At 41.4% G+C, this 13,007-nt stretch carries 12 protein-coding genes; 1 reads left to right on the forward strand and 11 read right to left on the reverse strand.

Going from position 1 to position 13,007, the window contains the following annotated elements; genetic code table 11:
• Window positions 1-536: 536 nt before the first annotated feature.
• The 6 genes from serS to lrp form a co-directional block, all read right to left on the reverse strand.
• Complete coding sequence (gene serS, locus KO534_RS17675) at window positions 537-1,826, reverse strand: serine--tRNA ligase (RefSeq protein WP_215931605.1); 1,290 nt, start codon at window positions 1,824-1,826, stop codon at window positions 537-539.
• Between the two features lie 10 nt (window positions 1,827-1,836).
• Entirely contained in the window at window positions 1,837-2,217 is a 381-nt protein-coding gene (gene crcB, locus KO534_RS17680; protein WP_215931607.1) for a fluoride efflux transporter CrcB, read from the reverse strand.
• 1 nt (window position 2,218) lies between these two features.
• A complete protein-coding gene (locus KO534_RS17685; protein WP_215931609.1) occupies window positions 2,219-3,574 on the reverse strand; it encodes a replication-associated recombination protein A in 1,356 nt (451 codons plus the stop codon).
• A gap of 2 nt (window positions 3,575-3,576) precedes the next feature.
• A complete protein-coding gene (gene lolA, locus KO534_RS17690) occupies window positions 3,577-4,206 on the reverse strand; it encodes an outer membrane lipoprotein chaperone LolA (RefSeq protein WP_215931611.1) in 630 nt (209 codons plus the stop codon).
• Window positions 4,207-4,227: 21 nt separating this feature from the next.
• The gene (locus KO534_RS23785) at window positions 4,228-6,627 is read right to left on the reverse strand and encodes a DNA translocase FtsK (protein ID WP_215931613.1); all 2,400 of its coding nucleotides are present in this window, start codon (window positions 6,625-6,627) and stop codon (window positions 4,228-4,230) included.
• 123 nt (window positions 6,628-6,750) lie between these two features.
• The gene (gene lrp / locus KO534_RS17700) at window positions 6,751-7,236 is read right to left on the reverse strand and encodes a leucine-responsive transcriptional regulator Lrp (RefSeq protein WP_215931615.1); all 486 of its coding nucleotides are present in this window, start codon (window positions 7,234-7,236) and stop codon (window positions 6,751-6,753) included.
• Window positions 7,237-7,364: 128 nt separating this feature from the next.
• Here lrp and ald point away from each other — a divergent pair, with 128 nt between their 5' ends.
• Window positions 7,365-8,495, forward strand: a complete 1,131-nt coding sequence (gene ald, locus KO534_RS17705; RefSeq protein WP_215931617.1) for an alanine dehydrogenase — start codon at window positions 7,365-7,367, stop codon at window positions 8,493-8,495.
• Here ald and pyrF read toward each other — a convergent pair.
• The 5 genes from pyrF to rpsA form a co-directional block, all read right to left on the reverse strand.
• Window positions 8,490-9,209, reverse strand: coding sequence for an orotidine-5'-phosphate decarboxylase (gene pyrF / locus KO534_RS17710; RefSeq protein WP_215931619.1), 720 nt, complete (start codon window positions 9,207-9,209; stop codon window positions 8,490-8,492). The two genes, ald and pyrF, sit on opposite strands and share 6 nt — an antisense overlap.
• Window positions 9,199-10,383, reverse strand: coding sequence for a lipopolysaccharide assembly protein LapB (lapB, locus tag KO534_RS17715; RefSeq protein ID WP_215931621.1), 1,185 nt, complete (start codon window positions 10,381-10,383; stop codon window positions 9,199-9,201). Before lapB ends, pyrF begins: the two co-directional genes overlap by 11 nt.
• Complete coding sequence (locus tag KO534_RS17720; protein ID WP_215931623.1) at window positions 10,383-10,655, reverse strand: LapA family protein; 273 nt, start codon at window positions 10,653-10,655, stop codon at window positions 10,383-10,385. The genes lapB and KO534_RS17720 overlap by 1 nt, the downstream gene beginning before the upstream one ends.
• 172 nt (window positions 10,656-10,827) lie before the next feature.
• Window positions 10,828-11,118: an integration host factor subunit beta gene (ihfB, locus tag KO534_RS17725; protein WP_215931625.1), complete on the reverse strand. Its 291-nt coding sequence runs from the start codon at window positions 11,116-11,118 to the stop codon at window positions 10,828-10,830.
• 117 nt (window positions 11,119-11,235) lie between these two features.
• Window positions 11,236-12,906: a 30S ribosomal protein S1 gene (gene rpsA, locus KO534_RS17730; protein WP_215931627.1), complete on the reverse strand. Its 1,671-nt coding sequence runs from the start codon at window positions 12,904-12,906 to the stop codon at window positions 11,236-11,238.
• Window positions 12,907-13,007 lie beyond the last annotated feature (101 nt).

A 13,007-nucleotide genomic window follows, 5' to 3' on the forward strand; every position in this document is an offset into this window, starting at 1 on the left:
TCAACAATATTAATCTCTTGCAAAATGAGATGTTTAAACACGGCATTTTGTCGCATATATACATTCGTGATTTTTAACATGTTTCCTATGTCTTTGTATAGGTAAGTTTTCTTTTCGATTTCTATTAACACTTTTGTTGATATCCGACATTTTGCCAAGAACTTGCTGTTATGGGAGATAACAACTACAGCGGTATAAATACACATATAAGATAAAGTACAATTTATGCCTAATTCACCCTCACCTTTTTTAACTATGTTCACCGAAGAAATTTATAAAAAGCGTTATGCCAAACGCACGAACACTAACAGGACCGAACACTAACAAGACAGTCATGATAATTTACCCAATTACAAAAAACGCTCTTTCCCACTAACGCCAATATCCCAATTCTCCGCCATTGTTTCGCATTTAAAGTTTCAGCACAAAAAAGCAGGGATTCCGTGTGCGAAGCACATAAGTGAACGAAGTGAATCATAAAAACAAAAAAGGTGAGCCAAAGCTCACCTTTCCTAATTCAAATAAAGTCTAACCCACTAACCTATTTTTTCTAACCCACCCATATAAGGCTGTAACACTTTAGGCACAGACACCGAGCCATCCGCTTGTTGGTAGTTCTCTAAAATCGCCACTAAGGTACGTCCTACCGCTAAACCAGAGCCATTTAGGGTATGTAATAACTCAGGTTTACTGCCTTTTTCACCGCGGTAACGGGCTTGCATTCTTCTGGCTTGGAAGTCCAACATATTTGAACATGAAGAAATTTCACGATAGGTATCTTGAGCAGGTATCCACACTTCTAAATCATAGGTTTTACAAGCGCCAAAGCCCATATCACCGGTACACAACAACATTTTACGGTAAGGTAATTCTAGTAGTTGTAATACCTTTTCTGCGTGTTGTGTCAGTTCTTCTAACACGTCAAATGAACTCTCAGGCGTCACCAGTTGCACCAACTCTACTTTTTCGAACTGGTGTAAACGTATCAGGCCACGGGTATCTCGGCCATGCGAGCCAGCTTCACTGCGAAAACAAGGACTAAAAGTTGTCATTTTAACTGGCAAATCTTTGATCGAATAAATTTCGTCTCGGGCAATGTTTGCCAATGGCACTTCTGAAGTTGGAATAAGTGACAACCCCTGCCCTTCTTCTGTGGCAGGTTTAGTATGGAATGCGTCTCCCATGAACTTCGGAAATTGCCCAGTGCCTGTCATACTTTCATTATTAACTAATAAAGGCACGTTGGTCTCTTCATAGCCATGCTCTTGGGTGTGTAAGTCCAACATAAACTGTGCGATAGCGCGATTTAGGCGCGCTACTTGACCACGCATTACAACAAAACGTGAGCCTGATAGTTTTACACCTGCCTCAAAGTCGACGCCTTTACTTAATGCTGCGCCTATGTCTACGTGATCTTTCACTTCAAAGTCGAATTCACGTGGGGTGCCCCATCGACTGATTTCTATATTGTCCTTTTCATCTTCACCTTGGGGTACTGAATCATCCGGTAAATTAGGGATGATTTGTGATTGAGTGGCTATTTCTTCCAATAACTCGGATAACTCAGCTTTGGCTGCATCTAGTTCGTCACCTAACTTGCCTACTTCTGCTAATAACGGCTGAATATCTTCGCCTGAAGCTTTCGCTTTACCAATAGACTTGGAACGTACATTACGTTCGTTTTGCAACTCTTGGGTTCTTACTTGTAACGACTTACGTTTTTCTTCTAGTTCAATAAAGGAATTTACGTCTAATTCAAACCCTCTTCTTTTGAGTTTTTCTGCAGTTTGTTGAATATCGCCACGTAAATATTTTGGATCTAACATTTTGTTTTATCTAACCTTTAACTAATTGTGTGCCTAACCATGCTGCAAACAAGCAGCACAATACATTTAATGTTACGTTAAGTGCAGCTTTGAACCACAAGCCCTGTTGAAATAGCATTAACGTGTCTACTGAGAACGTGGAAAATGTGGTGAGTGCACCAAGAAAACCAATTCCAATTGTTGTTCGCCATAAAGCCGCTTCTAATTGACCATGTTCAAGTAATGAATACAAAAAACCCAGAAAAAATGAACCAACAATATTGACCAGAAGTGTACCAAAAGGAAAGCCTTTACCAAACCATTGAAGCATGAGTTGCGAAAGAAAAAAGCGTAAACAGGCGCCTGTTGCTCCTCCAAGTGCGATAAAAATATACATTGTGGTAATTTGCATATTAATTATACCTTCGCTGGGTACTTCGAGCGTCTAATTGATTCAGAAATTTCAATTTTTCTTGCAGTTTTTTCTCTAGTCCTCGTGGAGTAGGTTGATAATATTGCGTATCTCGCAAGGATTCGGGAAAATAGTTTTCGCCCGCCGCATAGCCGTGCTCTTCATCATGGGCATATCGATACTCTTGTCCGTAACCCAAATCTTTCATCAGGCTAGTTGGGGCATTTCTTAGGTGTTCGGGTACAGCACACTCTGGGGTGTCTTTGGCGTGTTTTAACGCCGCTTTAAAGGCTGTGTATACCGCGTTACTTTTTGCAGTGCTAGCGCAATAAAGTGTTGCTTGCGCGATAGCTCTTTCCCCTTCTGCGGGGCCGACACGCTGAAAAATATCCCAAGCATTTAAACAAATTTGCATTGCCTTAGGGTCGGCATTGCCTATGTCCTCAGTGGCAATAGCCAATAATCGCCGCGCCACGTATAGAGGATCACATCCCGCGACTAACATTCTGGCATACCAATACAAGGCAGCATCAGGAGCTGAGCCACGGACTGATTTATGAAAGGCTGAAATTAGGTCGTAAAATTGATCTCCATTTTTGTCGTACTGAGCAACCTTTTCGCCCACCGCCAATTTTACCATCTCTACGGTTAACGTTTTGTCTACTGAATCTGCGGGCAAAAAATCAGAGCTGAGTTCCAAATAGTTTAACAAACGCCTTGCGTCACCTGCTGCCATATCTATCAACATGGATTGGGCATCGTCATCCAACACAATCTCAGACTGCCCGAGGCCTCGTTCTTTATCTGCTAAGGCTTGTGTGATTACCTCACTCAGATCAGTTTCACTTAAACTTTTTAATACGTAAACCCGCGCCCTTGATAATAAAGCGTTGTTTAGTTCAAACGAGGGGTTTTCAGTGGTGGCACCTATAAAGGTGACGGTGCCGTCTTCAATGTAAGGCAAAAATGCGTCTTGCTGGCTTTTGTTAAAACGGTGCACTTCATCAACAAACAAAATGGTTCGTTTTTGGTGTTGGCTAGCATAATGTTTAGCGTTATCTATAGCGGCGCGAATGTCTTTAACACCACTACTGACCGCTGATAAACGTTCAATATGCGCTTGGCAATGATTGGCTACCAATTCGGCTAAAGTTGTTTTACCTGTTCCTGGGGGCCCCCACAAAATCATAGAATGGCAGTGCCCCCGCAGCAGCGCCTCTCGCAAAGGTTTACCAGGGCCGATAATATGTTGCTGTCCAAAATACTGTTCAATGACTTTTGGGCGCATTCGCGCTGCTAACGGAGCAAATTGTGCAACGGGATCACTATTATCTGCAAAATCAAATTCAGCGGTCATAATTATCGCTGGTCATCCAGCTCATATCCTTGTGGCATGACAAACACAAAGGTCTCTGGGGGTAATGTTTTGTTTTGTTTTATTTCACTAAAAGTGAGTAAACTTTTTTGTTGTTGTCCATCTTTACTTTCAAGCTCTACTAACAAATCACCATCAAATACCAAACGTAATGATTCGATACCGCCATTGGGCTGTCTGGGAGTAATAACAAATTGACCTTCGCTCTGAGTAACCTCAAAGTCTAGCCACTTGCTGCTGTCAGGATTAGTTAATAAAATCAGCGGATTATCATCAAGTGCGGCATTGGCACCGTAAACTACTACCTGCTCTAAAAACGGGTCCACATTCCAGATATTTTCACCATCGGCCAGCAACACACTTTCATTGGGTTCAAACAATTCCCAATACAAATTACTGGGTTGCTGCAAGACTATGCGGCCAGTAGCCTGCTGCAATAGCGTATTTTCAATGTCGACTACCCTTTGCTCAAAATTAGCTTGGTAGGTTACCAGCGAAGCGAGCTTGAGTTTAAGTTGCTGTTTTGCAGTTGTATCATTTGCGATAGCAAGATTACTGATAAACACCACCGCCAAAAATAAAAACAGTGTTGAAAACTGAGTTAGCTTGTTCATTCAATATTACTTCTTGTAGGGTTAGTCTCTAGGGGGAGCAGCGGCTAACACTTCACGGTTGCCGTTATGCCCAGGTGAAGTTACGACGCCGCTTTGTTCCATTTGTTCCACTAGCCTTGCCGCGCGATTGTAACCAATTCTGAATTTACGCTGCACACCTGAAACCGATGCGCGTCTGCTTTCAGTTACAAAAGCGACAGCTTCATCATAAAACACATCAAATTCTTGGTCTGAATCTTCAGGTTGCTCGCCAGGCAACAGAATTTCAGCACTCGAATCACCACTTAAAATTTCGTCTATGTATTGAGGCGCACCACGCTTTTTCCAATCTGCCACTACGGCATGCACTTCGTGATCATCCACAAATGCCCCATGAATACGAGTAGGCACACCTGTACCTGGCGGCAGATACAACATATCACCGGCACCAAGTAATGCTTCAGCACCTTGTTGGTCAAGAATAGTGCGTGAATCAATTTTAGAGGAAACCTGAAACGCAATACGTGTTGGAATATTGGCTTTAATTAAGCCAGTAATAACGTCAACTGAAGGGCGTTGAGTCGCCAGTACTAAGTGAATGCCTGCGGCTCGTGCTTTTTGTGCAATACGCGCAATCAGCTCTTCAACTTTTTTACCCACTATCATCATCATGTCGGCAAATTCGTCAACCACCACCACAATAGCAGGCAGCTTTTCTAAGAACGGCGCTTCTGTTTCCATACTTTCTTCAGACTTCCACAGTGGGTCGCGAATCGGCTCTCCTGCCTCAATTGCATTGAGTACCTTAGTGTTAAAACCCTTTAAATTTCTTACGCCCAAGGCTGACATCAATTTATAGCGACGTTCCATTTCTCCTACACACCAACGTAGCGCGTTGGCTGCTTCTTTCATGTCGGTGACTACTTCAGCCAATAGATGAGGGATCCCTTCGTATACCGACAACTCCAGCATTTTAGGATCGATCATTATCATACGCACATCTTCAGGCGTAGATTTGTACAATAAACTTAGGATCATCACGTTAACACCAACAGACTTACCCGAGCCAGTCGTACCTGCAACTAATAAATGCGGCATTTTAGCCAAATCTACTACAACGGGCTTACCTGAGATATCTGCCCCTAATACCATAGTTAAAGGTGAATCCGAGGACTGGAATACATCGGTGCTAATCACCTCACTTAAACGAACCATATCGCGTTTTTTATTAGGCAGCTCTAAGCCTATTACTGACTTACCTGGAATAACTTCTACTACGCGAACTGATATTGCAGACATAGAGCGCGCTAAATCTTTAGACAAAGTTGTAATTTTGCTTACTTTCACTCCAGGCGCTAAGTCCATTTCAAATCGGGTGATAACAGGACCTGGATACACTCCTACCACTCTGGCTTCGATATTAAAATCAGCAAGTTTGGCTTCGAGTAAACGAGACACAATTTCCAACTCTTCTGGGGTAATTGGATTCTTAACTTTATCGGGACGTTCTAATAAATCAAAGGATGGCATTGGCCCTTGTTCTGGATCATTTGTCGACTGCGCCACGGGTGCGACAGGGCTTTCGCTAATGACTGGCTCAACCTTAGTGGATTTTCTAGCAAGGTTAATCTTTTGTTTTAATTCGGAAATTGAAACCGGACTTTTCTTAACCTCGGGGGGCTCGTCCAAAATACTCTGCGGTACAACCGGCTCGAGTGAATGATCCTGCTCGTCTGCTTGCTCGACATTATTACTGTTAGGATCGCTCCCCCAAAAGTTACCATCAGTTGCGGCTAAAGTTGCTGGCTCATGCTCCGCCTTCTTAAAGGACAACATCGGTATAGATGACCCTTTAATTTTAGCCGGTGCATGATAAATATAGCGACTGATACCTATGGCTATCTCACCAATTTTGTCGACTATCGCTACCCAAGAAATACCGCTCAATAAGGTAAAACCCGTGCAGAAAAAACACAATAATAAAAGCGTTGTACCTACCATACTAAAATAGGGTATCAGCGAAGAACTCAAGACGTCGCCAACCATACCACCCGATGTGTAGTTATAAATATCTTCTACATTTAAACTTAATAAACCAGTGGCACCTAATACCAATAAGATCACACCTATAAGCCTTAAACCAATAGTGAGATAATCAATTTCGAGTAGAGTTTTGGTTTGTTGAAATAAAAACCAGCCCAAAAAGGCGCAACAAAATGGCAAAGTATATGCAAAAGATCCTAAGGTAAAAAACAGAATGTCAGCAAACCAAGCACCGATAGGCCCTACCCAGTTATGTACATCACTTTGTAATCCTGCCTGACTCCAACCAGGATCTGCGGGGTGAAAAGATGCCATGGCTAACAATAAAAAAAACGCGAAGACACAACTAATAATCATGCCTACTTCCATAATTCTTTGAATGCCTGTGAGTCGCGCCATATAAATCGTTATCTTTTCTTAACTGTTTATTCAAGTAAGAGCATAAGATACCAGTGCAATCCTAAAAATCCTAGTTTGCTGGCTCCTACCGCTCGCAATTTAATCAATACCAAGCAATGAGTGTTATTTGAGACTAATTTTAACTTGAGTCGACTCTTTTATCTCCTCCATCACGACATAAGTGCGCGACTCACTGACTCCAGGCAATCGCAATAAAGTATCTCCCAACAACTTTCGATAACTCGACATGTCTGCAACACGCGCTTTGAGTAAAAAATCAAAGTTACCAGATACAAGATGACATTCCTGAATATCTTCATGCTTACGGACCGCAGCAGAAAATTCTTCGAATATATCAACTGAGGTTTTTGTTAAAGTAATTTCTACGAAAACTAACATAGCAGCGCCCAACAAAGACGGGTTTACTCGTGCATGATAACCGGTAATATAACCTTGGCTCTCCAATCTCTTAACTCTTTCAAGGCAAGGGCTCGCGCTCAAACCTATTTTATTTGCTAAGTCAGAGTTGGTTATTTTTCCATTTTTTTGCAACTCGATAAGAATGTTTCTATCGATTCTATCAAGATGTTTGGGGGTTTTGATTAGCATATAATCTATCGCATATTGGTGCATTAACGAAATATTATACTTTTGAAAGCCTGAATACCCAACAACTTACTTCAATTATTCACATATACTTTTTTCTTTTCGAACTATCCCAACAATTGGAGTGAGTCATGTTAATCGGTGTACCAAAAGAAATTAAGAATCATGAATATAGAGTGGGACTGACTCCAGCCGCGGTTAAAGAGTTTGTACATCATTCACATCAAGTCTGGGTTGAAACTCAGGCTGGTCATTCGATTGGATTTACCGACGAACAATATATTGCCGCAGGTGCTGAAATCATTTCTAGCCCAGAAGAGATCTTCGCTAAGGCTGAAATGATTGTAAAAGTAAAAGAGCCACAACCACAAGAATGTAAAATGTTACGCCCAGGGCAGACACTGTACACCTATCTACACCTTGCCCCAGATCCAGTTCAAACCCAATTATTAGTAGAATCTGGCGCAACCTGTATAGCCTACGAAACAGTCACCGACAATCGAAACACCCTACCTTTACTGGCACCAATGAGTGAAGTTGCCGGTAGAATGGCGGTGCAAGCAGGCGCCCATTATTTAGAAAAGGCTCATGGTGGCAGCGGCACCTTGTTGGGCGGTGTACCTGGCGTTGCTCCAGGAAAAGTTTTAGTCATTGGTGGCGGAGTTGTAGGTCTAAACGCCGCAAAAATGGCAATGGGATTAGGTGCAGACGTAACAATTCTTGACCGTTCGTTAAATCGTTTACGTGAACTAGATGATATTTTTGAAGGACGTTTAGCAACAGTATTCTCAACGGCCGAAGCCATAGAAGACTATTCTTCTAAAGCAGATTTAGTAGTAGGCGCGGTTTTAGTGCCAGGAGCGGCAGCACCGAAACTCTTAAACAAAGAGCATATTAAAAATATGAAACCTGGTTCGGTAATAGTTGATGTAGCCATTGACCAAGGTGGTTGTTTTGAAACATCTAAAGCCACCACCCACCAAGATCCTGTGTACATTATTGATGATGTGGTGCATTACTGTGTCGCTAACATGCCAGGTGGTGTAGCACGTACCTCAACTATGGCTTTGAACAATGCCACCCTACCCTTTGGTTTAGCATTGGCAAATAAAGGTCCTAAACAAGCGATGTTAGATGATGCTCACCTATTAAATGGTTTGAATGTGCATCAAGGTAAAGTGACCTATAAAGCAGTAGTTGATGCGTTAACCGACCTCGACCTTGAATATATGGATGCAGCGACTGCCCTTAAAACCTTATAAAAGCGAGCTATTGATTTCAACAAGGGTTTGTAGAGGGTCGGCCGATTGTGTAATTGGTCGGCCAATTACTAAGTAATCTGAGCCCGCTTGTATTGCTTGTTTTGGCGTCATCACGCGCATTTGATCACCTAATGCCGCCCCTTGTGGACGTATACCAGGTGTAACTAGGGTAAAGTCTTTGGCAATATTTGACTTTAACATTACTGCTTCTTGCGCCGAGCATACTACCCCATCTAATCCACATGCATGGGTTAATTTTGCTAGTTTTAATACATGCTCTTGAGGCGTTGAATTGACGCCAATTGCACTAAGTTGGGCTTGATCCATACTGGTCAACACTGTTACTGCAATTAATAAAGGCTGTTTCTCTCCAAACCTTTGCAACCCTTCTTTAGCTAACTCCATCATTTTAGGGCCACCTGAAGCATGTACGTTTACCATCCACACGCCTAAATCAGCCGCCGCTTGGCACGCTTTTGAAACCGTATTGGGAATATCATGAAATTTAAGGTCGAGGAATACATCAAAATCTTTCGCGGTTAAGTATTCTACAAAGCTTGGCCCGAAATGGGTAAACATCTCTTTGCCTATTTTTAAACGACATTGCTGGGGTTCAATTCTATCAATAAAATTTTTGGCTTTTTTTAATTCATCAAAATCTAGCGCCACCACAATTTTTGGATCTGTTTTAATACCGGTCACACTACTCCCCATCTAAGCCTTTTATTGGTTTAACCACACCCCATTTTTTACAGGAAGGACATAACCAATGGATCTTGCTTCCTGCAAAACCACAGCTATGACATTTATATTTGGGGCGCTGTTTTATTTGTTCTTCTACTAGCTCTTTGAGTAATACCAAACTATTGGTAGATTGCTCATGATCTTGTAAGTTATGCTCTTGCAAATCAATATACAAGCCCATTAAGGTCTTAAAACCTTTCATTGTAGGGTGTTTTTTAAGTTGCTCTAGCAGTACTTGTGCAGCGTTAGCCGTTTCACCGTCTTTTGCCATCAGTTTAACTTTAGCCAGATATGCTGTCGCGCACTGCTGCCAATATTCATCTAATACTTTATTCAGCTTCACATCGTTATTTAAATGCTCAGCACATTCTTCTATTAGTGGCACAGCCTCACTTAACCAACTCACGTCACGACTAGGAATTTCACTCAAATAATCAATAGCGTCATCGTATTGATCCTGCTCCATGGCAATCTCACCTAGCATTAGCCACGGTCGAACTGATTTTTCATCAGCAAGGGCCGCTTTTTTGAGATTCTCTTGCGCTTCGGTCAATTGGTTGTCTTTAATCTCAATACTGGCCTGTTCACAGTAAAAATGTGCGACACGGGTACATAATTCATCGCTGTCACCACCTGCGCCAATCATTTGTTCAGCTAACTCAATCGCCCTTTTCCACTCCTTAGTGGTTTGATATATATTGAATAGTTGTTCTTGTGCATTCAAAAAATGTTTTTGACTATTTAAAAGTTGTAAAAAGGCGTTTTCAGCACGCTCTAAAAATCCTGCCAGAATATAGTCTCGGCCCAATTCATATAAGGCGGATTCTCGTTGTAGGGCTGATATTTGTTCTTTGCTAACCAAGTTTTGATGGACTCTTATAGCACGATCTAACTCTCCTCTGTGCCTAAAAAACTTGCCCATCGCAATGTGAGTTTCGACCGTATCACTGTCTAAATCAATCATTTTGATTAGTGTATCAACCGCTTTATCGGGTTCATCAGACAGCAAAAAGTTTAGGCCTCTATAATAATGTTTGGCCAGAATACTAGAATGTCGTTGTTGTGCTTGACGGGCACTATTGCGCCCCATCACCCAGCCATAACCGGCGGCAACTGGTAATAATAGAAAGAGAAGCTCTAACATTATGTAACGTTAGCAGGCATTGAAAGCTTTTTGTTTTTGCGTTCTAGGCTGCCGATACGCCATTTTAATCGCAAGATATAGCCCAAGATCAATAAAACGGAGAATATAACACCTAACAAAAACGTCACAGCTAGTAGCAACGACATACGCATTTCAGTCTCGGCTAAAATGTAGTTAATCGATACTAAGTGACTATTCTGAGAACCTATAAAGCCAGCAACTACAAGCGTTAACAAAATAAAAAGTAATAACAATAAACCTTTAATTTTCATTTAACCCCCTTGGGTTTGACTAATCTAAGATAACTATGATTGCTCGCTTGGTTTCGATTACTGCTTTGATTGCTCAATGTGGTCTACAAAATGAAGTGAAATAACCTTAGGTTAACTCTAACAAAAACGGCACCCTAATTGGAGTGCCGTTTTTAAAAATTTTACTAAAAGATCAACTAACTAGCGTTTCATTGACTCTTTCTCGTAATTCCTTACCAGGTTTAAAATGTGGAACGTACTTGCCGTCAAGTTTCACAGTTTCACCGGTTTTAGGATTACGACCGACACGTGGCGCGCGATAATGTAAAGAAAAACTACCAAAACCTCGAATCTCAATACGCTCACCTTTTTGTAAGGTTTGCGCCATCTGTTCTAGCATTTCTTTTATCGAAGACTCCACATCCTTTGAAGGAACCTGACGCATTTTATCGGCCAGTCTTTCTATAAGTTCTGACTTGGTCATTGGGTAAACTCTCCGTCAATCAAAAAAGCTGTTAGTACCGATAATAAGCGCGTTAAATAATTTGTCAAAACTATTCCTGTTTCAAAAATTAAATAGCGCGCTAATGTGTGGTGTCAATTAGTCGTTTTTAGCTGCTTTAAATGCGTCAGCAAAAGCGTTAGTGAAACCAACTTCTTCCTGTTGATTCACTTTATCAAGTGCATCTTTCTCATCTGCGTGATCTTTTGCTTTAACAGACAAGTTAACGATGCGATTCTTACGATCAACGCCCATAAACTTAGCTTCAATCTCAGAATCAACACTCACTACTTCAGAGGCGTCTTCAACTCGGTCACGAGATAAATCGCCAACACGTACATATCCTTCAACTTCTTCAGCTAGCTTAACCGTTACACCTTTAGCATCAACAGCAGTAACAGTACCAGTTACGATAGTGCCTTTCTTAGTGTCAGCAATGTACTGGTTGAACGGGTCTTCTTCAATTTGTTTAACACCAAGAGAGATACGCTCACGCTCTGGGTCAACTTGAAGAACAACAGCAGAGATTTCGTCACCTTTCTTATAGTCACGAACCGCTTCTTCACCTGTTTTATTCCAAGAAATATCAGATAAGTGAACAAGACCGTCTATGCCGCCATCAAGACCGATGAAGATACCGAAGTCTGTGATAGATTTAATCTTACCAGAAACTTTGTCACCTTTACTTTGTGCTTTAGCGAATTCTTCCCAAGGGTTAGGAATACATTGCTTAAGACCAAGAGAAATACGACGACGTTCTTCGTCAATTTCAAGCACCATCACTTCACATACATCACCTAAGTTAACCACTTTAGATGGGTGGATGTTTTTGTTAGTCCAATCCATTTCAGAAACGTGTACTAGACCTTCAACACCGTCTTCGATTTCAACGAAACAACCGTAGTCAGTAAGGTTAGTAACCGCACCGCTTAATTTAGCGCCTTCAGGGTAACGGTTTGCAATTTCTTGCCAAGGATCGTTGCCCATTTGCTTCATACCTAGAGAAACACGAGATTTTTCTTTGTCGAATTTCAATACTTTAACGTTGATTTCGTCACCAACATTTACGATTTCACTTGGGTGCTTAACACGTTTCCAAGCCATATCTGTGATGTGTAGAAGACCATCTACGCCACCTAAGTCAACAAACGCACCGTAATCAGTAAGGTTCTTAACGATACCTTTAACTTCATGACCTTCTTCAAGGTTAGCAAGTAATGTGTCACGCTCTGCACTGCTTTCTGCTTCGATAACAGCACGACGAGAAACAACAACATTATTACGCTTAGCATCAAGTTTGATAACTTTAAATTCTAATTCTTTACCTTCAAGATGAGTTGTATCGCGAACAGGGCGTACATCTACTAATGAACCAGGTAAGAAAGCACGAACAGTGTTCACTTCAACCGTAAAGCCACCTTTAACTTTACCGTTAATAATACCTATGATGGTTTCTTTTTCAGTATAAGCTTTTTCTAATTCTACCCAAGCTTCATGGCGTTTCGCTTTTTCGCGAGATAAAATTGTTTCACCGAACCCATCTTCAATGGCATCCAAAGCAACATCAATTACATCACCAACAGCAACATCAAGTCCGCCTTCGGCGTTTCTAAATTGTTCTACTGGGATTGCGCTTTCAGATTTTAGGCCAGCATCTACAAGTACGATATCTTTATCAATTGATACGATAGTACCTTTAACGATAGAGCCAGGACGGGTTTCAATTACTTTTAAACTTTCTTCGAATAGATCAGCAAAATTTTCAATCATAGTATTTTAATAAGTTTCTTTTTTGACATCCACGTTACAATCCAGTGAGCGCGGGGTTGTTATTCATGACTAAATCATCCGTAATTTAGTAGATTTTTACT

This window comes from Paraglaciecola arctica (assembly GCF_018861065.1).
Classification (GTDB): domain Bacteria; phylum Pseudomonadota; class Gammaproteobacteria; order Enterobacterales; family Alteromonadaceae; genus Paraglaciecola; species Paraglaciecola arctica_B.